The sequence below is a fragment of the Pseudomonas marginalis genome (genome assembly GCF_024169655.1).
GTDB classification, from domain to species: domain Bacteria; phylum Pseudomonadota; class Gammaproteobacteria; order Pseudomonadales; family Pseudomonadaceae; genus Aquipseudomonas; species Aquipseudomonas paraveronii.
The window spans coordinates 189,580-212,963 of record NZ_JALJWV010000001.1 but is presented as its reverse complement, the minus strand read 5'-3'; the positions used below and the strand labels follow the sequence as shown (position 1 = coordinate 212,963).

At 59.0% G+C, this 23,384-nt stretch carries 6 protein-coding genes and 1 tRNA gene; 5 read left to right on the top strand and 2 right to left on the bottom strand.

All coding sequences use genetic code 11. The annotated features are described in order from the left end of the window. Window positions 1-40: 40 nt before the first annotated feature. Entirely contained in the window at window positions 41-15,115 is a 15,075-nt protein-coding gene (locus J2Y83_RS00850; RefSeq protein ID WP_253392681.1) for a retention module-containing protein, read from the bottom strand. A 346-nt stretch (window positions 15,116-15,461) separates the two neighbouring features. On the opposite strand from J2Y83_RS00850, the gene J2Y83_RS00845 reads away from it, so the two are divergent. The 5 genes from J2Y83_RS00845 (at window position 15,462) to J2Y83_RS00825 (ending at window position 22,078) form a co-directional block, all read left to right on the top strand. Continuing rightward, the gene (locus J2Y83_RS00845; RefSeq protein ID WP_253392673.1) at window positions 15,462-16,814 is read left to right on the top strand and encodes a TolC family outer membrane protein; all 1,353 of its coding nucleotides are present in this window, start codon (window positions 15,462-15,464) and stop codon (window positions 16,812-16,814) included. Between the two features lie 46 nt (window positions 16,815-16,860). Further along, window positions 16,861-19,014, top strand: a complete 2,154-nt coding sequence (locus tag J2Y83_RS00840) for a type I secretion system permease/ATPase (RefSeq protein WP_253392671.1) — start codon at window positions 16,861-16,863, stop codon at window positions 19,012-19,014. Beyond that, entirely contained in the window at window positions 19,004-20,380 is a 1,377-nt protein-coding gene (locus tag J2Y83_RS00835) for an HlyD family type I secretion periplasmic adaptor subunit (RefSeq protein WP_253392669.1), read from the top strand. Before J2Y83_RS00840 ends, J2Y83_RS00835 begins: the two co-directional genes overlap by 11 nt. Before the next feature lie 130 nt (window positions 20,381-20,510). Continuing rightward, window positions 20,511-20,586 (top strand) — tRNA-Thr (locus J2Y83_RS00830). 172 nt (window positions 20,587-20,758) lie between these two features. Continuing rightward, entirely contained in the window at window positions 20,759-22,078 is a 1,320-nt protein-coding gene (locus J2Y83_RS00825) for a tyrosine-type recombinase/integrase (RefSeq protein ID WP_253392666.1), read from the top strand. A 31-nt stretch (window positions 22,079-22,109) separates the two neighbouring features. Here J2Y83_RS00825 and J2Y83_RS00820 read toward each other — a convergent pair whose 3' ends face one another. Beyond that, window positions 22,110-22,457, bottom strand: a complete 348-nt coding sequence (locus J2Y83_RS00820; RefSeq protein ID WP_041475665.1) for a hypothetical protein — start codon at window positions 22,455-22,457, stop codon at window positions 22,110-22,112. Window positions 22,458-23,384 lie beyond the last annotated feature (927 nt).

Here is a 23,384-nt window from a genome sequence, read left to right as displayed (position 1 = left end):
CGTGGAGCACCAATCCCGAAAGATTGGCGCTCCAGGGTGATCAGTCGTGATGCTTGACTGTCAGGTCACCACCGGCGATCAGGCTGTTGATCGCAGCACTGCCACTGCCCCAGTTGGCGCCATCGATCTTGATCGTGACATCGGCCGTGCCACCCTGCGCCGTGAACGAACCGCTGCTGCTGACACTCAGCGTCGAATTGCCCGCCGAGTCGGTGCTCAACTTCAGGTAGTTGGTCAGGTTGGCGTCGTTATTGCCTTGCAGCAAATCGGACAGGTCCAACTTATCGCCTTCGCCGTGCTTGAAGTCGGTGATGGTATCGACGCCAGTCCCGGTGTTGGTATCCCCTTTGAGCCACACGAAGGTATCCGCCCCCGCGCCGCCGGTAAGGGTGTCGTTGCCCTTGCCGCCTACCAGGATGTCGTTACCCGCACCGCCGGAGAGCACATCGTTACCGCCTTGCCCGAACAGAATGTCGTCGCCGACGTTGCCGATCAGTTTGTCAGCACCATCGCTAGTACCATAGATGTTCGACGCGCTGGCCAATGCGCCGACATCGGCGACGTGCTCGCTGATGAACTGGTGCAAGGTGCGGTCGTCGATGTGGTCGACGGTTGTGGACAGTTTGTCGGCCGCGAACGCCTTGAGTGCAGCACTGCCTTCAAGGTTGTTGTAGCTGATCAGGTCGCCGAACAGAATGTCGTTACCCGAACCACCGGTGAGGGTGTCGGCGCCGGTATCGGCCGCGTGGCCGGTGATGGCATCCGCCAGCTTCGCGGTGTCGATCGTGGAAACGGTGTGATCGGTATCAAACTGCTTGAGCACAGTGGTATCAATGTTCGAGCCCAAACCGATGGCCTCGACGACAACCTTGCCTGGAACCGCGTTGACCAGATCGGAGTAGGCCGACTGGGCGTTGCTCATGGCTGTGCTGGAGTTGTTATAGACCGACGCGACGTCAAAACCGCCGCTGCTGTTGGCCACCACGTCGCCTTCGTAAGTTTGATTGCCACGACTATCGTAGGAATAGACATGGCCGGCTCCATCGACAATCACCTGCGTCTTGCCATTGATTGTCGCTGTGACCGAGGAGGTCTGACCCAAGACGTAATTGGAGTTCTTGACGACGCTGTCAAAGTAAACAGACGAGCCATTCCGACTGGCCACGCCCAGGTAAGGGTTGCCATCAACGGCGGTGTACACGTTCGGCTCACCGTCTGTAATGAAGTACGTCAGGTTTTTTGCACCCACATTGCTGGTGGCTTCGTCGCTCTTGAACCAATTGGTGGCGGCGTTGAACGCATCCTGATAGTTGGTCATGTCGCTCGATTTGGACGCCATCTGAGTCAACACAGCCTGCAAGGCAGCTTTAGCACCGTCCTTGTCGGCGAGGTTGACCGAGACCTGCGCTTCGACCCGAGTATCGAAGTCGACCAGCAACACTTTCACAATACCCGAGTCGCTCTTACCGGCATTGCTGATCAAGGTATCGAACACGGTCGCAAGCTGTGTCTTGATCGACGTCATCGCACTGCTACCGATACTGCCCGAGGTATCGACGATGAAGGCAATGTTGTAGTTGCTGCCCGCATTGACGATACCGCCTTTGTCACCGACCACCATGTTGTTGGCCGAGGAGCTGCTCAGGTCGATGACATCGGCAGCGCCGCCGCCTTCAGTCACCACATAAGCCTGTGGCGCAACGGTAATGGTGCTGGTCGCCACCGACGAACTCAGGCTGTCAGAACCTTCGTTGTCCTTCACCGAGATCTCGACGGTGCGATCACCCGTAGTCGGATACTTGCTGGTGCTGGAGTACTGGAACGACTCAAGCAGCGACTTGTAGGTGGCCGAGTCAGCTGCACCCGACAGGGTCAGGACGATTTTGCCACTGACGTCAGTACCGACGCTGGTCAGGGTGACGCCTTTGTAAGTACCGCCCACTGTCACCAGGCTCGAGCTGAGTTGGTCGCCCGCGCTGGCGTTTTTCAAGGTGATGGTCGCGCTTTGCATCTGGGTGCTGTCGACGTCACCGATAGCTACGCTGCCGGTGATCGCTACGCCACCGGTACCGCGCTCGGTGTAAGCCGCGCTGTAGCTGGTGAGGGCGGAGCCGTCTGCGGTGCTCAGGTCCAGGGTCGGTGCGTCGTTGACCGCAGTGACCACAATGCTCACTTTGCCGGTCGTAACCGCTGTTTCTCCGGTGCTCAACTCTGTGGCCGTCGCCTTCACGGTCATGTCAAAACTGGTGGTCGAATCCTTGAACGGCGTAACCGTCAGGGTTTTCAGGTTCCAGGTGCTGACATCGTAGAGCGCTGTCGTGCCTGTCGAAGTGATGCTATGGCCAGTGGTGCCGTCGGTAATCACGGTGCCTTTCGGCAAGCCGCTGATTTCCACCTTGTGTGATTCCGATCCATCGTTATCGACAAACGTGGTAGTGATCGGGCCGACCTTGATGGTGGTGTCTTCCAGGCCATGGTTGTAGACGTAGCCGGTGTAATAGCCTTCGCCATTGACCACGTGGCTATCGCCCAGGACCGCACCGGCAGCTTTCAACGCGTCCACGCTGGTGTAGGTCTGCACGCCGCTGTTGCCCAGCGACATCGACGAGCCGTTGTTGATCGACACATTGACGTCGTAGTTGCCCGCACCAGCCTGGTTGTAGTGGTAAATGTCGAGAGTGTAGTAACCCGACTCGGTCGGCGTATAGGCCGTCCCGGTAATCACGCTGCCCTTGCTCCAGGTCTCGGTAGCGACCAGCTTGCCACCCACGGTGATTGCCAGACTGTCGTCGGCAGTACCGGTGAAGGTGTAGCTCTTGCCAGCTTCCAGGAAGATCAGGCCCGAGACTTTGGTGGCTGTGCCTTCCACCACGTTACTGTTGCTGACATTGCTGGTCACACCTGTGGAGGCGGCGGAGGCGGCGGTTTTGGCGTCGAGCACCTTAATCAGATCGCTGGACAGCGGAGCACCGTTACCGTTGGTGCCCAGAGCAGAAGGCAGGTTTCCGCCGACCCAGGTTTGAATGACCAAGCCCGTTGGCACAGCGCTGAATGCACCGACCGTCACGACAGGAACGTCCACCACCGGGTGGATATCTACAGTGACGGTTTTGGTATCGCTGTAGAGGCTGCCGTCGGTAGCTTGGAACTTCAGTTCGGTGTAGTCGACCTGCTTGTTACCAACGCCGGTGCCGCCAAAGCTGTTGTCGCCCGATTCGTTGGCCACCGGGGAGTAGCGAACGTTGTGGCTATCGAAGTCAGCCTGGCTGAATGACTTGCCTGGCGAGGTATCGGTTTTCAGATCGGCGGCAGTGAGCTTGACCCATTCGCTTCCGACTTTGTACTCGATGGAGCCGGTAGGCAGGCTGGTGAATACCACTTTCGGGGTCAAAGAATCCTCATCCTTGACACCGAAGGTCGACCATTGCAGATCGATCGACGTGTCTTCGTTGCCTTGAATGGAACCGTTGGTGGCAGTCGGCGCGTCGTTGACCAGGGTGACGGTTGGCGTGTCGCTGGCGTGCGAGCTGGCGTTACTCGCGTCAGTCACGGTCAGGTCAATGACCGGCAGTGGTTTGCCAGTGTTGACGTAGTCCGCGCCTTTTTGCGTCAGCACGACGGTGTCGCCGGAGATCGCGTAGTAACCGTCTTTGTTGCTGTCGCCGGTGAAGGTCACTTTCAGGTCGGCACGCAGGGTTTCTTCATCGCTAGCGGTGAAGTTACCTACGACGGTGCCGGCAACCGCGCTGTTTTCAACCACAGTCGTCGCGATTACGTCGATAACCGGGATGTCGTTAACCAGAGTCACGGTTGGCGTGTCGCTGGCGTGAGAGCTGGCGTTGTTCGCGTCGGTGACGGTCAGGTCGATCACTGGCAGCGGTTTGCCGGTGTTGACGTAATCCGCGCCTTCTTTAGTCAGCACCACGGTGTCGCCGGAGATCGCGTAGTAACCGTCTTTGTTGCTGTCGCCAGTGAAGGTCACTTTCAGGTCAGCGCGCAGGGTTTCTTCATCGCTGGCGGTGAAGTTACCTACGACGGTGCCTGCAACCGCGCTGTTTTCAACCACAGTCGTCGCGATTACGTCGATAACCGGGATGTCGTTAACCAGAGTCACGGTTGGCGTGTCGCTGGCGTGCGAGCTGGCGTTACTCGCGTCTGTCACGGTCAGGTCGATAGCCGGCAGTGGTTTGCCGGTGTTGACGTAATCCGCGCCTTCTTTGGTCAGCACGACGGTGTCGCCAGAGATTGCGTAGTAGCCGTCTTTGTTGCTGTCGCCGGTGAAGGTGACCTTCAGGTCAGCGCGCAGGGTTTCTTCATCGCTGGCGGTGAAGTTACCTACGACGGTGCCTGCAACCGCGCTGTTTTCAACCACAGTCGTCGCGATTACGTCGATAACCGGGATGTCGTTAACCAGAGTCACGGTTGGCGTGTCGCTGGCGTGCGAGCTGGCGTTACTCGCGTCTGTCACGGTCAGGTCGATAGCCGGCAGTGGTTTGCCGGTGTTGACGTAGTCCGCGCCTTCTTTGGTCAGCACGACGGTGTCGCCAGAGATTGCGTAGTAGCCGTCTTTGTTGCTGTCGCCGGTGAAGGTGACCTTCAGGTCAGCGCGCAGGGTTTCTTCATCGCTGGCGGTGAAGTTACCTACGACGGTGCCTGCAACCGCGCTGTTTTCAACCACAGTCGTCGCGATTACGTCGATAACCGGGATGTCGTTAACCAGAGTCACGGTTGGCGTGTCGCTGGCGTGCGAGCTGGCGTTACTCGCGTCTGTCACGGTCAGGTCGATAGCCGGCAGTGGTTTGCCGGTGTTGACGTAGTCCGCGCCTTCTTTAGTCAGCACGACGGTGTCGCCAGAGATTGCGTAGTAGCCGTCTTTGTTGCTGTCGCCGGTGAAGGTGACCTTCAGGTCAGCGCGCAGGGTTTCTTCATCGCTGGCGGTGAAGTTACCTACGACGGTGCCTGCAACCGCGCTGTTTTCAACCACAGTCGTCGCGATTACGTCGATAACCGGGATGTCGTTAACCAGAGTCACGGTTGGCGTGTCGCTGGCGTGCGAGCTGGCGTTACTCGCGTCTGTCACGGTCAAGTCGATCACTGGCAGTGGTTTGCCGGTGTTGACGTAGTCCGCGCCTTCTTTAGTCAGCACGACGGTGTCGCCGGAGATCGCGTAGTAACCGTCTTTGTTGCTGTCGCCGGTGAAGGTGACCTTCAGGTCAGCGCGCAGGGTTTCTTCATCGCTGGCGGTGAAGTTACCTACAACGGTGCCGGCAACGGCAGTGTTTTCAACCACGGTGGTGGCGATTACGTCGATGACCGGGATGTCGTTAACCAGGGTCACGGTCGGCGTGTCGCTGGCGTGCGAGCTGGCGTTGTTCGCGTCGGTGACGGTCAAGTCGATCACTGGCAGTGGTTTGCCGGTGTTGACGTAGTCCGCGCCCTCTTTGGTCAGCACCACGGTGTCGCCAGAGATGGCGTAGTAGCCGTCTTTGTTGCTGTCGCCGGTGAAGGTGACCTTCAGGTCAGCGCGCAGGGTTTCTTCATCGCTGGCGGTGAAGTTGCCTACAACGGTGCCGGCAACGGCAGTGTTTTCAACCACGGTGGTGGCGATCACGTCGATGACCGGGATGTCGTTAACCAGGGTCACGGTTGGCGTGTCGCTGGCGTGGGAGCTGGCGTTGTTCGCGTCGGTGACGGTCAAGTCGATCACTGGCAGTGGTTTGCCGGTGTTGACGTAGTCCGCGCCTTCTTTGGTCAGCACGACGGTGTCGCCGGAGATGGCGTAGTAACCGTCTTTGTTGCTGTCGCCGGTGAAGGTGACCTTCAGGTCAGCGCGCAGGGTTTCTTCATCGCTGGCGGTGAAGTTACCTACGACAGTGCCTGCAACCGCGCTGTTTTCAACCACGGTGGTGGCGATCACGTCGATGACCGGGATGTCGTTAACCAGGGTCACGGTCGGCGTGTCGCTGGCGTGCGAGCTGGCGTTGTTCGCGTCGGTGACGGTCAGGTCGATAGCCGGCAGTGGTTTGCCGGTGTTGACGTAATCCGCGCCCTCTTTGGTCAGCACGACGGTGTCACCGGAGATGGCGTAGTAGCCGTCTTTGTTGCTGTCGCCGGTGAAGGTCACTTTCAGGTCAGCGCGCAGGGTTTCTTCATCGCTGGCGGTGAAGTTACCTACGACAGTGCCTGCAACCGCGCTGTTTTCAACCACGGTGGTGGCGATTACGTCGATGACCGGGATGTCGTTAACCAGGGTCACGGTCGGCGTGTCGCTGGCGTGCGAGCTGGCGTTGTTCGCGTCGGTGACGGTCAGGTCGATCACTGGCAGTGGTTTGCCGGTGTTGACGTAGTCCGCGCCTTCTTTGGTCAGCACGACGGTGTCGCCGGAGATCGCGTAGTAACCGTCTTTGTTGCTGTCGCCGGTGAAGGTGACTTTCAGGTCGGCACGCAGGGTTTCTTCATCGCTGGCGGTGAAGTTGCCTACAACGGTGCCGGCAACGGCAGTGTTTTCAACCACGGTGGTGGCGATCACGTCGATGACCGGGATGTCGTTAACCAGGGTCACGGTCGGCGTGTCGCTGGCGTGGGAGCTGGCGTTGTTCGCGTCGGTGACGGTCAAGTCGATCACTGGCAGTGGTTTGCCGGTGTTGACGTAGTCCGCGCCTTCTTTAGTCAGCACCACGGTGTCGCCAGAGATGGCGTAGTAGCCGTCTTTGTTGCTATCGCCGGTGAAGGTCACTTTCAGGTCAGCGCGCAGGGTTTCTTCATCGCTGGCGGTGAAGTTACCTACGACGGTGCCTGCAACCGCGCTGTTTTCAACCACAGTCGTCGCGATTACGTCGATAACCGGGATGTCGTTAACCAGGGTCACGGTTGGCGTATCGCTGGCGTGCGAGCTGGCGTTACTCGCGTCTGTCACGGTCAGGTCGATAGCCGGCAGTGGTTTGCCAGTGTTGACGTAGTCCGCGCCTTCTTTAGTCAGCACCACGGTGTCGCCGGAGATCGCGTAGTAACCGTCTTTGTTGCTGTCGCCGGTGAAGGTGACCTTCAGGTCAGCGCGCAGGGTTTCTTCATCGCTGGCGGTGAAGTTGCCTACGACGGTGCCCGCAACCGCGCTGTTTTCAACCACAGTCGTCGCGATTACGTCGATAACCGGGATGTCGTTAACCAGGGTCACGGTCGGCGTGTCGCTGGCGTGGGAGCTGGCGTTGTTCGCGTCGGTGACGGTCAAGTCGATCACTGGCAGTGGTTTGCCGGTGTTGACGTAGTCCGCGCCTTCTTTAGTCAGCACGACGGTGTCGCCGGAGATCGCGTAGTAACCGTCTTTGTTGCTGTCGCCGGTGAAGGTGACCTTCAGGTCAGCGCGCAGGGTTTCTTCATCGCTGGCGGTGAAGTTACCTACAACGGTGCCGGCAACGGCAGTGTTTTCAACCACGGTGGTGGCGATTACGTCGATGACCGGGATGTCGTTAACCAGGGTCACGGTCGGCGTGTCGCTGGCGTGCGAGCTGGCGTTGTTCGCGTCGGTGACGGTCAAGTCGATCACTGGCAGTGGTTTGCCGGTGTTGACGTAGTCCGCGCCCTCTTTGGTCAGCACCACGGTGTCGCCAGAGATGGCGTAGTAGCCGTCTTTGTTGCTGTCGCCGGTGAAGGTGACCTTCAGGTCAGCGCGCAGGGTTTCTTCATCGCTGGCGGTGAAGTTGCCTACAACGGTGCCGGCAACGGCAGTGTTTTCAACCACGGTGGTGGCGATCACGTCGATGACCGGGATGTCGTTAACCAGGGTCACGGTTGGCGTGTCGCTGGCGTGGGAGCTGGCGTTGTTCGCGTCGGTGACGGTCAAGTCGATCACTGGCAGTGGTTTGCCGGTGTTGACGTAGTCCGCGCCTTCTTTGGTCAGCACGACGGTGTCGCCGGAGATGGCGTAGTAACCGTCTTTGTTGCTGTCGCCGGTGAAGGTGACCTTCAGGTCAGCGCGCAGGGTTTCTTCATCGCTGGCGGTGAAGTTACCTACGACAGTGCCTGCAACCGCGCTGTTTTCAACCACGGTGGTGGCGATCACGTCGATGACCGGGATGTCGTTAACCAGGGTCACGGTCGGCGTGTCGCTGGCGTGCGAGCTGGCGTTGTTCGCGTCTGTCACGGTCAGGTCGATCACTGGCAGTGGTTTGCCGGTGTTGACGTAGTCCGCGCCTTCTTTGGTCAGCACGACGGTGTCGCCGGAGATCGCGTAGTAACCGTCTTTGTTGCTGTCGCCGGTGAAGGTCACTTTCAGGTCAGCGCGCAGGGTTTCTTCATCGCTGGCGGTGAAGTTGCCTACAACGGTGCCTGCAACCGCGCTGTTTTCAACCACGGTGGTGGCGATTACGTCGATGACCGGGATGTCGTTAACCAGGGTCACGGTCGGCGTGTCGCTGGCGTGCGAGCTGGCGTTGTTCGCGTCGGTGACGGTCAGGTCGATAGCCGGCAGTGGTTTGCCGGTGTTGACGTAATCCGCGCCCTCTTTGGTCAGCACGACGGTGTCACCGGAGATGGCGTAGTAGCCGTCTTTGTTGCTGTCGCCGGTGAAGGTCACTTTCAGGTCAGCGCGCAGGGTTTCTTCATCGCTGGCGGTGAAGTTACCTACGACAGTGCCTGCAACCGCGCTGTTTTCAACCACGGTGGTGGCGATTACGTCGATGACCGGGATGTCGTTAACCAGGGTCACGGTCGGCGTGTCGCTGGCGTGCGAGCTGGCGTTGTTCGCGTCGGTGACGGTCAGGTCGATCACTGGCAGTGGTTTGCCGGTGTTGACGTAGTCCGCGCCTTCTTTGGTCAGCACGACGGTGTCGCCGGAGATCGCGTAGTAACCGTCTTTGTTGCTGTCGCCGGTGAAGGTGACTTTCAGGTCGGCACGCAGGGTTTCTTCATCGCTGGCGGTGAAGTTGCCTACAACGGTGCCGGCAACGGCAGTGTTTTCAACCACGGTGGTGGCGATCACGTCGATGACCGGGATGTCGTTAACCAGGGTCACGGTCGGCGTGTCGCTGGCGTGGGAGCTGGCGTTGTTCGCGTCGGTGACGGTCAAGTCGATCACTGGCAGTGGTTTGCCGGTGTTGACGTAGTCCGCGCCTTCTTTAGTCAGCACCACGGTGTCGCCAGAGATGGCGTAGTAGCCGTCTTTGTTGCTATCGCCGGTGAAGGTCACTTTCAGGTCAGCGCGCAGGGTTTCTTCATCGCTGGCGGTGAAGTTACCTACGACGGTGCCTGCAACCGCGCTGTTTTCAACCACAGTCGTCGCGATTACGTCGATAACCGGGATGTCGTTAACCAGGGTCACGGTTGGCGTATCGCTGGCGTGCGAGCTGGCGTTACTCGCGTCTGTCACGGTCAGGTCGATAGCCGGCAGTGGTTTGCCAGTGTTGACGTAGTCCGCGCCTTCTTTAGTCAGCACCACGGTGTCGCCGGAGATCGCGTAGTAACCGTCTTTGTTGCTGTCGCCGGTGAAGGTGACCTTCAGGTCAGCGCGCAGGGTTTCTTCATCGCTGGCGGTGAAGTTGCCTACGACGGTGCCCGCAACCGCGCTGTTTTCAACCACAGTCGTCGCGATTACGTCGATAACCGGGATGTCGTTAACCAGGGTCACGGTTGGCGTGTCGCTGGCGTGAGAACTGCCTTTATCGGCATCGGTCACGGTCAGGTCGATAGCAGGCAGTTTGTTACCCGCGTTAACGAAGTCCGCACCCGCCAGGGTCAGCACCACGGCGTTACCGACGATGGTGTAGTAACCGTCTTTGTTGCTGTCGCCAGTGAAAGTCACTTTCAAGTCAGCAACCGGGGTTTCAACATCACTGACGGTAAAGGTACCGGCAACGGTGCCTTCGGCCACCTTCTCTTCGACCAAGGTATTCGCCTCTACAACGATCACCGGCAGGTCGTTGACCGCTATCACATTGATCGGCAGGGTGATCGATTCAGACTTCGGATCAGCGGTGCCGTCCTGCGCAGTCGCAGTGACAGTCAGGTTCACCAGGCCGTTGGCGTTTTCCGCCGGGGTGAAGACCAGGGTGGCCTTGTTCCAGTCGCTGATGTCGACGCTTTGATTGCCAGCTGTCGCTGTGAAGGTGTGACCCGGCGTGCCATCGGTGATGGTCGCGTTGAGCGGGACGCCGCTGATTTCCAGCTTGAGCGTCTCGGAGCCATCCTTGTCGGTGGCGTAGGCGTCGATGGTCGACAGCTTGATCGCATGGTCTTCCAGGCCGGTGTTCAGCACCTGGGTGACGTTGATGTTGTCCAGCACGCCGCCCAACGAGTTGTTTGTCTCGCCAGCCGGGGCTTTGAATTCGAGCTTGGCATCGCCGTCAGCGGTGACCGGCACGACGAAGGTGTAAGTCTGCATGCCAACGGTGGTGCTATCCAGGGTGCCGACTTTGACGCCGCCCCAGAATACGTCGATCACCGAATTGTTCTCGGCACCCGCACGTGGCGAGTAGTCGACCGAGATGGTGTACGCCGTGCCGGCTTCTGCCTTGATGATGGTGTACAGGCTGGCGTCGTCGCCGGCGTTTTTCTCAAGCTCGATGACCTGGCTGTTGCCTGGGGTCTCTACGCCGTAGATGCTGCTTTGGCCGATTTCGACTTGGCCGTCGGCATTCCCTGTGAGCCACGGAGTGCTCGAGGTGCCACTGACAGGCGCGTTGTTGGCGTCATTTACCCCGACGATGCCCCACGAACCATTAAGGTTGGCGCCGTCGAAGTTGATCGAGGTCACAGGGCCGCCGCCGAGCAGGCCCAGGTGCGGAGTGTCGGTAACTGGTGCGATCGTGATGTCGGCCGTCGTCACGGTGCTCGATTTACCGCCGTTGTCGACCGCGGTGAAGGTCAGTTCAGTTTTGCCGCTCCAGTCGCCGGTCGGGGCGAAGTAAACCGCGGCCTTGCCGTCGGCACCCGCTGGCACCGAATCGCCGACTTTGAGTTCGGTTTGCAGCGTGGCGTCGCTGTACAGCTTGCCGTTTTCCGGCAAGGTGGTGATGACAAAGCTGGAGACGGTACCGTCCACATCCTTGCCGTCCAGCACGATCTTGGCCGTATGGTCTTCATCGGCGGTGGTGTTGTCGGCCGATGCAATCGGTGCGTCGTTGAACAGGTCGATAGTGACCTTGCCGGTGGCGCTGCCGGTTTCCGGCGGTTCGCGATCCAGGTTGGCGCCGCCGACGTCAGTCACATCGATGGTGACGGTACGATCAGTGCCGACAGGATTGTCGCCCGGGCTCTGGAAGGTGATGGCTTCAACTACCTTGACGAAGTCGGCGGCGCTGCTGCCGGTCGCCGAGTCGCTGGTGAGGGTGTAGACGATTTTCCCGTCGGCGGCGCTGCCGCTCTGGGTGATGGTGATGCCGGCAACGGCCAGGGCCTTGAGCACGTCGGTATTGCTGAGCACGTCACCCGAAGCCAGGTTGTCGACAGTGACCACGACTTTGCTGAAGGTGGTGTTGTCGACGTCTTTGATGGTCAGGTTTTCGACCAGCGCGACCGCGTCTTTTTGTTCAGTGAACGTGGTGCTGTCGAACTTGACCTCAGGCGGATCGTTCACCGGAACCACGTTCACCACGGAGGTCACGGGTGCCGAATCCAGCTGACCGTCGTTGACGGTGATGGTCAGGGTGCGATTGGCCGGGTCCGGGTTCTCGCTTTCGCTGGCGAAGTGCACCGAACGCAGGACTTCCTGGTATTCCGCCTTGGTGGCTTCACCAGACAGGGTCAGGATGCCAGTGGCTTTGTCGTAGCTGACTGCAATTTTGGTGTTGCTGACATCTGCGATCAGCACATCGTCTGCCAGGTGGTTGACGAGTGTGACTTTGGCGCTTTGCAGGGTGCTGTTGTCGACGTCGCTGACGGTCAAGGTCGCCGCCACGTAGCCGCCTGGCTTGCCTTCAATGTAGGTGTCGCCGAATGCGTTGGTCGAAGCGTTGCCCAGTACTGGCGCGTCGTTGACCGCAGTCACCGTGATGGTGCCGTTGGCTGGGGTCGAAGTCAGCGGGCTGCCGTTGCCAGTAATACCGCCGTCGGTCGCGGTGTAGGTGAAGTTCGCGGTGCCGTTGAAGTTTTCGTTTGGCTTGAAGTAAACGGTGGCTTCGCCGTTGACCGCGTCAATGGAACCAGTCACCGGTTTAGTCATCGCCGCGTCGGTGTAGAAGGTGCCATTGGTTGGCGTGCCGACGGTGAAGGATTTCACGTCCGCCACGCCATCTACGTCGGTGGCAGACAGCTTGACCTCGATGCCTACGCTTGGATCTTCAGCACCGGTCGCAGCAGTTTCCGCAGCCACCGGCGCGTCGTTGACCGCAGTCACGGTGATGGTGCCATTGGCTGGAGCCGAGGTCAGCGGGTTGGTGCCGTCAGCGTTGCCGCCGTCGGTAGCGGTGTAGGTGAAGTCCGCGGTGCCGTGGAAGTTTTCGTTCGGTTTGAAGTAAACCGTGGCTTCGCCGTTGACCGCATCAATGGAACCGGTCACCGGTTTGGTCATCGCCGCGTCGGTGTAGAAGGTGCCGTTGGTTGGCGTGCCGACGGTGAACGATTTCACGTCCGTCGGACTGTCTACGTCGGTGGCGGACAGTTTGACCGCGATGCCTACGCTTGGATCTTCAGCACCGGTCGCAGCAGTGGCATCAGCCACCGGCGCGTCGTTGACCGCAGTCACGGTGATGGTGCCGTTGGCTGGAGCCGAGGTCAGCGGGCTGCCGCCGTCAGCGTTGCCGCCGTCGGTGGCGGTGTAGGTGAAGTCCGCGGTGCCGTGGAAGTTTTCGTTCGGTTTGAAGTAAACAGTCGCTTCGCCGTTGACCGCATCAATCGAACCGGTCACCGGTTTGGTCATGGCCGCGTCGGTGTAGAACGTGCCATTGGTTGGCGTGCCGACGGTGAACGATTTAACGTCCGTCGGACTGTCTACGTCGGTCGCGGACAGTTTGACCGCGATGCCTACGCTTGGATCTTCAGCACCGGTCGCAGCAGTGGCATCAGCCACCGGCGCGTCGTTGACCGGGGTCACGGTGATGGTGCCGTTAGCAGGCGCAGAAGTCAGCGGGCTGCTGCCGTCAGCGTTGCCGCCGTCGGTCGCGGTGTAGGTGAAATCCGCGGTGCCGTGGAAGTTTTCGTTTGGTTTGAAGTAAACGGTCGCTTCGCCGTTGACCGCATCAATGGAACCGGTCACCGGCTTGGTCATCGCGGCATCGGTGTAGAAGGTGCCATTGGTTGGCGTGCCGACGGTGAACGATTTCACGTTCTCCACGCCATCGATATCAGTAGCCGAAAGTTTGACTTCAATGCCCTGGGCCGGATCTTCGGAACCGGTCGCAGTAGTGGCGATAGCTTCTGGCGCATCGTTGACCGGAGTCACGGTGATGGTGCCGTTGGCAGGCGCAGAAGTCAGCGGATTGCTGCCGTCAGCGTTGCCGCTGTCGGTCGCGGTGTAGGTGAAGTCCGCGGTGCCGTTGAAGTTCGCATTTGGCTTGAAGTACACCGTGGCTTCGCCATTGGTGGCATCAATAGCGCCCGTTACTGGCTTGGTCATGGCCGCGTCGGTGTAGAACGTGCCGTTGGTCGGCGTGCCGACGGTGAACGATTTCACGTTCGCCAGGCCATCCACATCGGTCGCACTCAGTGTGACCGCAATGCCCTGGGCCGAATCTTCAGCCCCGCCAGCTTCAACAACCGCTGCCACCGGCGCATCGTTAACCGGCGTCACCGTCACGTCCAGCGTGCTGCTCGAACCGGTATTGGTGGTGTAGCCGATCTGCGGCACTTCACCGTTGAAATCCTTGGCCGGGTTAAACGCATACGCGCCATCCGCACCGATGGTGATGGAGCCGACACCTTCGATAAAGGCGACTTTGCCTGCGGCATACGTGTTGCCGTCGACGGTAAACGTCGCGACGGTCAGCACGTTGTCGATGTCGCTGTCATTGCTCAGCACGTTGCCAGTGGCAGCCAGATCCTCGACAACGGTGTTGGTGTCCGCGACCAGCACGCTCGGATCGTCGACAGCGACCACTGTGGTCGTGGCGGCTTCCGGGTTGATCGCCAGGTTTTCGTAGTTACCGCCGCTCGCACCGGTGATGGTGGCGCTGACGGTCAGGTCTTTGCCGTCGGCCAGGTTTGCCGGCGTATCGACGCTGACGGTGCCCGTGGTTTTACCGGCTTCGATGGTGATAGTGGTGTTGTTGGACAGCGTGATGGTGACGTCGGTCTGCGCGGCGTTGTTCACGGTCGCGGTATAGACGATCTGACCACCCTCATCGACCGACGCGTTCGCGCTCAGCGTGACGGTGGTGGTGTCGATGGTGTCATTGATCTGCGTAACCGCCGGCGCCGGGTCCGTGGTAATGATCAGGTTGCCGCCGCCGGACGTACCGGCGATGGTGGCGGAGATCGACGAGGCATCCAGGTAAGGCGTGTCATTGCCCGCGAACGTGACGTTCAGTGCGCCCGAGGTCTGGCCGGCGAGAATCACGACGGACAGGCCGTTGGACAAGGTGACGGTCAGGTCACTGGTCGGCGCCTGGGTGATGAACGCGGTGTAAACCACGACGCCACCGGCTTCGGTGATGCTCGGCGTGGCGGTCAGGGTGATGGTGACGTTGAGTGGGTCGACGCCATTATTGGTAGCGGCGGTGAACTGATTGGCCGCGGCATCGCCGGCATTCAAGCCGTTCGTCGGGTAACCGATAGTAGGGTCAACCGTGCCTGCGGTGGCTTCCAGCACGACAAAGCTGTGGCCGCCGCCCGCGACGCCGTCTGCGCCGGTGGCAGTCTGACCAGCAGCGGTGGCTTCGAGGTCTTGGGTCGGGTCGGCACCGGCAGCGATGGCTTGCTGCAGCTCGGCAACGGAAGGTGCCGCCTGGGCAGTGGCAGCGCTCAGGTCGGTCACCGAGTCAGGCGCGTTCGCGCTCCACTGGCTGTCGCGACCCAGGTCCAGGGTGCGGCCATCGGCAAGCTCCAGCGACACGGAGCCGCCAGGACCGGTTTCCACCAGCTCCCCAGTGAACAAGCGATCCCCTTCTACCAGCAGGCGACGAATCCCTTCCGGGGATACCGCAAACACTTGACCGACAATGCTTTTGACGACCGCAACGCTGCTCATAAAAGACTCTCCGTGTATTACCGTTCAGGGGTATCCATCATGGAGACCGGCCTTTTTCTCTCGTGCCGATTCAATAGCTGGAGTACGTTAATCCCATGTAAAAAAATTTGGCGTCAATAATTTGTTGTTTCAATCAGCAAATTACTTTTCCGTCAAGGTATTGACCTATTTGACGCCATCCTAAACAATCTGCCCGGTAATGTCACATTGATATTTAAGCGGCATCGCGACTTTCTGTTTGCACCGTCCAGCTCTCATGACAAGCAGTGATTTCGGTTGCCACTCCAATGCACTATCCAAGTTTGTTGCGGTTTTTCAGGCAACCAATCCCCAGGGAAGAATCACAATGCGTTTGCACTTATTCAAAGCTTTGCCTTTTGCTCTAGCCGCCAGTTTCGTACAGGCTCAAACCCTGACGGAGGCGATGCAGAAAGCGGTGGAAGTCCATCCGGAGATCCAATCGGGTGTCAATGCACGCATTGCTGCTGACTACCAAGTCGACGCAGCCAAAGGCGGCTACCTGCCTAAAGTCGACTTGCTGGGCGGTTATGGCCGTGAACGCTCGGATAACACCTCGACCCGCGCAGCCAGCAACAGCCACGAATGGAAGACCTTGAACCGCGGCGAATCAACCATTCGCCTGCAGCAAAACCTGTTCCAAGGTTTTGGCACCCAAAATGAAATAGGCCGCCAACAAGCCACCGCCAATTCCCGGGGCTATGCACTGCTCAACACTACCGAGCGCACCGCCCTGACGGTCGCCCAGGTTTATCTGGATGTCTTGACCCGTCGCGAGATGGTGCAATTGGCAGAAGACAACCTGAAAAGCCACGAACGTATTTTTGACCAGATCAAATTGCGCACCAGCCGTGGCGTCGGAAGAATGGCGGACATGGACCAGGCCGAAGCCCGTCTGGCTCAAGCTCAAAACAACTTGATCACCGAACAGACCAACCTGGCTGACGCGAACACCAACTACTTGAGCGTGGTCGGCCAAGAGCCCGACCAACTGGAGAGGCCGTCGGGTGTTGTGACCTTGCTGCCGGCCAGCCTGGATGAAGCCCGTCGCCAGATGATTGCGGACAGCCCGGTATTGCGCTCTGCCGAGTCGGATATCAGCGCCGCTGAAAAGCAGTACGAATCCGCTAAATCGACCTTCTACCCGCGCTTTGATGCGGTACTGCAACGCTCGGCCAACAACAACATCGGCGGCGAAGAAGGCCATGACAATGGCTATTCCGCCATGTTGAACATGCAGTTCAACCTGTTCAACGGCGGCAGCGACAAGGCCAACCTGCAGTCCAAGGCCTCCCAGGCCACCCAGGCGCTGGATATCCGCAACAACGCCCTGCGTCAGCTGAACGAAGAGCTGGGCCTGGCGTGGAACGCCTACAATAACGCGACCCAGCAGGTGCCGATCGCGCAGCAATACGTAGACCGCAGCAATAAAGTGCGCACCTCGTACCAGCAGCAGTTCAGCCTCGGTGAGCGTACACTGCTCGACTTGCTCGACAGCGAGAATGAACTGTTCACTGCGCAGCAGCGCCTGGCGGAGATCAAAAGCCTGCAGCTATATACGCAGTATCGAATCAAGGCTGATATGGGCCAACTGCTGAAAAGTCAGGGCGTGGTTGCTCCGATGGCATCGGTTGTGCAAAACGATATTAAACCGTCGGTAAACCTGCCAGGGATGAACTGATTCTTGACGGAGTTGGACCACTCAACTGCATTAAGTGAGAGTCAGCTTGGATTCTGAAATAGGTGTGGCGCAACTCAACCATGACCCGCGCAGTCAGCATGACGACCCCCTGCTGGATGGGTTGTTGACACTCTGCTCACTGCATTACAAACCCGCCAGCCGCGCGATGCTGACCACTGGGCTGCCACTGGCGGCCCAGCGTTTGAGCCCCGAGTTGCTGCCGCGCGCAGCCGCTCGGGCGGGTTTGCAGGGACGGTTGCTGCAACGCAAGCTGGAACAGATTCCGTCCATCGCGCTGCCCGCCATGCTGCTGCTCAAGGAAGGGCGCAGCGCGGTGCTGTTGGGATGGGAAGGTGACACGGCGCGCCTGCTGCTCAGCGAAAGCGACGGCGGCGAAGTGCACATCACCCGTGAAGTATTGAGTCAAGATTACAGCGGTCGGGTATTTTTCGCCCAACCGCAGCATAAATTTGACATCACCAGCGGCACGCTGATCCCGCGTGCACGCTCGTGGTTTCGAGACACCCTCAAGCGCTCGCGCTGGCTCTACGCCGACGCGATCGCCGCGAGCCTGGTGATCAACCTGATCGCCCTGGCCGCACCGCTGTTTGTGATGAACGTGTACGACCGCGTAGTCCCCAACCAGGCCACCTCGACCCTGTGGGTGCTGGCTATTGGTATCTGCGGCGCCTACCTGTTCGACCTGCTGCTCAAGAGCCTGCGCAGTTTATGCCTGGACCTGGCGGGCAAAAAAACCGACCTGATCATTTCCGCGACGCTGTTCGAGCGCATCGTGGGCATGGCGATGAAAGTACGCCCGGCACGGGTTGGCAGCTTTGCGCAGAACATCCATGAATTCCAGGGGATGCGCGATTTCCTCACCTCGCTGACCCTCGCGAGCCTGATCGACCTGCCCTTTACCCTGATCATCCTGGTGGTGATCGCCATGCTCGGCGGCCACCTGGTGTGGATCCCGATCATCGCCTTCCCGCTGGCCCTGGGTATCGGCCACATGCTGCAAAAACCGCTGACTGCGACACTGGAGCGCACCATGGCCCTGGGCGCCGAGCGCCAGTCGAGCCTGATCGAAACCCTCGCCGGGCTCGATGCGGTCAAGGTCAATAACGCAGAAAGCGAACGCCAGTATCAATGGGAACAGACCATTGGCACCCTCAGCCGCCTGGAACTGCGGGTCAAAGTGTTGTCCGGCCTGGCCATGAACATCACCTTGCTGATCCAGCAAGTGGCCGGCGTGGCGATGATCATTTTCGGCGTATACCAAATCATTGATGGCGCCCTCAGCATGGGCGGCCTCGTCGCCTGCTACATGCTCAGCGGCCGCGCACTGGGCCCGCTGGCCCAACTGTCGGGCCTGCTGACGCGTTACCAGCAAGCCAAGGTGACGATGGTGTCGGTCGACCAGATGATGGAGTTGCCGCAAGAACGCAACTACGACGAACGCCCGCTCAGCCGCAAGGCACTGCAAGGTGCGATGACGTTCCGCGAAGTCGACTTCACCTACCCGAACCAACAAAACCTGGCGCTGCGCGGCATCAACCTGAATGTAAAGCCGGGCGAGAAAATCGGCATCATCGGGCGCAGCGGCTCGGGCAAAAGCTCGCTGGCCAAACTGCTGGTCGGTCTTTACCAGCCGGATTCGGGCTCGTTGCTGGTCGATGGCGTGGACATTCGCCAGATCGATGTCAGCGAATTGCGTCATAACATCGGCTATGTGGCACAGGACATCCAACTGCTGGCCGGCACCTTGCGCGACAACCTCGTCTCGGGCGCGCGCTACGTGGATGATGAAATGGTGCTACAGGCCTCAGAACTTGCCGGCGTGCATGAATTTGCCAGGCTGCATCCGCAAGGTTACGAACTGCAAGTGGGCGAACGCGGGCAAAACCTCTCCGGCGGCCAGCGACAAAACGTCGCCCTCGCCCGTGCGTTGCTGTTGAACCCACCGATCCTGCTGCTGGACGAACCGACCAGCGCCATGGACAACACCGGCGAAGAGCGCCTGAAACAGCGCTTGCAGTCGGTCATCGAAAACAAGACGGTGATTCTGGTTACCCACCGCGCCTCACTGCTGACCCTGGTGGATCGCCTGCTGGTGATCGACCGTGGCCAGATACTCGCAGACGGTCCAAAAGCGGCCGTTATGGAAGCGCTGAAAAAGGGGCAAATCAGTGTCGCTTAATTCCGGCTCACGCCGTTTGAAAGACGTCATCTTCGGCTATTTCAGGGGCACCGACTCGCTCGAAGACCAGCCCTTGCCCGAAGTCGAAAAAGCCCTGGTCGACGACGCCCCGCGCATCGTGCGCCTGACCATTTGGGGCGTGATCGGCTTCTTCGTGTTCCTGCTGCTGTGGGCACACTTTGCGATCATCGATGAAGTGACCAAAGGCGAAGGCAAGGCGATCCCCTCCTCGCGCATCCAGAAGATCCAAAACCTGGAAGGCGGCATCGTCGCCCAGATCTACGTTCACGAAGGGCAGATCGTCGAGGCCGGTGCGCCGCTGGTACGCCTGGACGACACACGCTTTGCCTCCAACGTCGGCGAAACCGAAGCCGACCGCGTGGCCATGGAGCTGCGTGTTGAGCGCCTGAGCGCCGAGATCGAAAATCGCCCGCTGAACATCACCGAAGAAGCGCGCAAAGCGGTGCCCAACCAGGCCTCGAACGAAGAGTCGCTGTACCTGAGCCGACGCCAGCAACTGTCCGATGAAATTGGCGGGCTGCAACAACAATTGCTGCAACGTCAGCAGGAACAGCGTGAGTTCGCCTCCAAGCAGGAACAATACCGCAACAGCCTGAACCTGCTGCGCCAAGAGATCGGCATGTCCGAACCGCTGGTAAAACAAGGCGCGATCTCGCCGGTAGAAGTGCTGCGCCTCAAGCGCTCCGAAGTGGAAACCCGCGGCATGCTCGACGGCACCACCCTGGCCATCCCCCGCGCCCAGGCCGCCATCAACGAAGTGCAGCGCAAAATCGACGAGACCCGCGGCAAATTCCGCAGCGAAGCGTTGGCTCAGTTGAACGAAGCACGCACCAACCTGAGCAAGGCCGAGGCCACGTCCAAAGGCCTGGAAGACCGCGTCAGCCGCACCATGGTCACCTCGCCCCTGCGTGGCATCGTCAAGCAAATGCTGGTCAACACCGTGGGCGGCGTCATCCAGCCCGGCAGCGACATCGCCGAAGTCGTACCGCTGGACGACACCTTGCTGGTAGAAGCCAAGATCCGCCCGCAAGACATCGCCTTCCTGCACCCTGGCCAGGAAGCGATGATCAAATTCACCGCCTACGACTACACCATCTACGGCGGCCTCAAAGGCAAACTCGAACAGATCGGCGCCGACACCGTGATGGATGAAGAGAAGAAGAACACTTTCTACCTCATCAAACTGCGCACCGACCGCAGCCACCTGGGCACCGACGACAAACCCCTGCTGATCATCCCCGGCATGGTGGCCTCCGTGGACATCATCACCGGCAAGAAGAGCATCTTGAGCTACCTGCTCAAACCGATCATCAAATCCCGTGCAGAGGCCATGCACGAGCGCTGATTGGGGCAATTTGTTGCTGGAACAGCGGGTAAATGCAGGGCGAAGGGCGAAAACTTGGGTTTTCGCAAAAATAGTCAGATTTCAGGGGTTTACAGAACTTTTTCAATCGCTATAATCGTCGCCCTAACACGCCGGTATAGCTCAGTTGGTAGAGCAACTGACTTGTAATCAGTAGGTCCCGGGTTCGACTCCTGGTGCCGGCACCATACAAGGTTCCAGAGAAGGCTTTCAAAATCTCTGGAACCCCCGAAAAACCCGCCTTATGGCGGGTTTTTTCGTTTTGGCGTTCCGTCGGATTCCGCCAAAATCTTATGGATACCAGCCGTTTTAAGGATAAAGATAGGGGTAAGGTCATTCGATAAAGGGAGGAGTACCCTTATGTCGCGCACCACTGCCCCACTCTCCGATTCGGCTTGCCGTTCAGCCAAGCCCACCGACCGCGCCTACAAGCTTTTCGACGGCGACGGCCTCTACCTTTTAGTCCAACCCAATGGCCGCAAAGGCTGGCGATTCAGGTATGTAAAACCTGATGGTCGTGAAGGACTGACCTCGTTCGGCAACTACCCCGTGGTCGGCCTCGCCGATGCGCGCAAGAAGCGCCTGGAGGTCAAGCGGATGCTGGCGGAAGGCATCGACCCCATCGAGTCCAAACACCAAGCCAAGACGCAAGCCGCAATCCGAGGCCGAACCTTTGAGAGCGCAGCCTTGGACTGGCACAAAGCGATGTCTGCCAAATGGGCTCCGGGCCATGCCAAGACGGTCCTAAGCCGTCTCAAAACCCATGTTTTTCCACTAATCGGTGATCGCGCTATTGTCGACTTAGACACTCACGACTTGATGCAACCTCTGGAAGCAATCCAGAAGCGTGGCACGATTGACGTCGCGTTAAGGGTACAAAACTACCTGCAAAGCATCATGCGCGAGGCGAAACGTGCTCGACAGATCGCGGCAAACCCTGCCTCCGACCTTGAAGGCTTGATCAAAGCCCCTAGAGTGGTTCACCGCCCCGCTCTACCCTTATCGCGTCTGCCTGAATTGCAGGAGCGTATCGACACCTACAAAGGCCGCGCACTTACCCGTCTGACGGTCATGCTCTCGCTGCATGTGTTCGTACGCTCCAGCGAACTGCGCTTCGCCCGCTGGAGCGAGTTCGACCTCAAGCGTGGCACCTGGGAGATACCGGATACTCGTCCGGCATTGGACGGAGTGCCCTTTTCCACAAGGGGTACAAAGATGGCCGGGGACATCCACCTTGTACCCTTATCGCCGCAAGCCGTGACTCTGCTTGAACAGATCCACGCCCTCACCGGCAAATTCGACCTGGTGTTTGCAGGCGATGCCAAGCCCTGGAAACCCATGTCTGAAAACACAGTGAACAGCGCGCTTCGAAATATGGGTTACGACACCAAAACCGAAATCTGTGGCCATGGCTTCCGCTCGATGGCCTGCAGCGCACTGATCGAGTCAGGATTGTGGTCGGAGACAGCCATTGAACGGCAGATGAGCCATAAGGAGCGCAACAACGTCCGCGCCGCTTACATCCACAAGGCCGAGTTCATCGAGGAGCGCAGGCTGATCATGAACTGGTGGAGCCGGTACCTGGAAGCCAACCGTGAAGAGCATGTCACTCCGCATGAGTTCGCTAATCAGATTGGGGCGAATGTTACCCGGATGAAGGTGAAGCGGATCAATGATTGAATCCGCCACCCAGGTCACTGAGACAGTCCTGCTATGGGAGGATGCCTAAAACCTCAGGCGTCAAGATCTGAAGCCCAATCCCAGACAACAGACTTGTGCCCAACACGAAGAGAGCTACTTTCAACACCAAACGAATACCACCGCCGAATCCTTTATGACGCAACAAATAGCTGGCAACAATCTTCCTGTAACCATCACCGTGGCTAAACGCATAGATGATCGCTACCGCGAAGACAAACCATGCAGCGCGCTCGGGATGAGGCATTGTGATTATCGTCAACGCCAAACCGACACAAACAAAACCAATGCTATTAACCTTCTTGAAATAGCTCTTGGCGATGGCTTCATCTTCATCGTCCAGAAAGAAATTCGGTCTCATTGATATGCTCCTTTTGAGATCACAGTGCCGATCACCATGTCATCCAGTCACAGATTAAGAACTCTCTCTGACCGTTTCCACCCAAAGCAGGTGCATTACCCCCGCAATTGACAGGAGCATGTCACTCCAAACGAATTCGCGAACCAGACCGGAGCGAACATCACTCGCCTAAAAGCAAAACGTGGCGCAACCGAGTAAGCGCTCGGTCTTCATATCTCAGTGATCTGTCCACGCGGGTCCATCCAAACAGGGCTGCAAAGCCGCCCTGTTTGGATGGACCTCACTTAAAAAATCTAAAGCCCACGCAACTATCTGTGGAAAACCACAGATTTCCACCGGTGGATAATTTCATCCACAACCGCAGAACTCCCAAAAATTCGAGCCTTGACCCGAATTATCCACAGGCGTAGAAAAGATCGGGCAAAGCGCTGTCGCTGACAGCAACCCCAGGTAGCCAGAACCTTTAAGGCTACGCCACACCGTGGTGGTTCTCCCAAAGTGCGATTAGCGTCCGGCGGCTCGCACGGTCACAGCGATGTGATGGATGCCTACTTTTACCAGTGCGCCCACTGCGGCAACTCACCCCCTTTCATAGCCGCCCTGCAGCAACCTATCCGCTTGGCCATTCCGTGCGCTAACCTGCGCCCGTCTCTTTCTCCCGGAAAGAGACGGGCGCTCCTACCACTGCTGCAGCCCACCTCGTACAAGGCTTTGCGGCATTCCCCCACGTGACAATCGGCGTGACAAACACCGAAGTCACCAGCAACAGCGATGCAGATGATGGTGCCGCAGCCCAAGGAATGGACTGCACCTGACTGACAGTCAGGCATGCCCCGGTCATCGCATCACTGCCTTCACCTGACTCAGGATCTCGCGGCGCCGGTCTCGTCAGCCAGTGCAGCCTCCACCCGCCCACCGCTATCGGTG

Excerpts from the sequence above, each read along its gene's own strand:
- J2Y83_RS00850 (WP_253392681.1), bottom strand. The coding sequence starts at position 15,115 with ATGAGCAGCGTTGCGGTCGTCAAAAGCATTGTCGGTCAAGTGTTTGCG.
- J2Y83_RS00845 (WP_253392673.1), top strand. The coding sequence starts at position 15,462 with ATGCGTTTGCACTTATTCAAAGCTTTGCCTTTTGCTCTAGCCGCCAGT.
- J2Y83_RS00825 (WP_253392666.1), top strand. The coding sequence starts at position 20,759 with ATGTCGCGCACCACTGCCCCACTCTCCGATTCGGCTTGCCGTTCAGCC.
- J2Y83_RS00820 (WP_041475665.1), bottom strand. The coding sequence starts at position 22,457 with ATGAGACCGAATTTCTTTCTGGACGATGAAGATGAAGCCATCGCCAAG.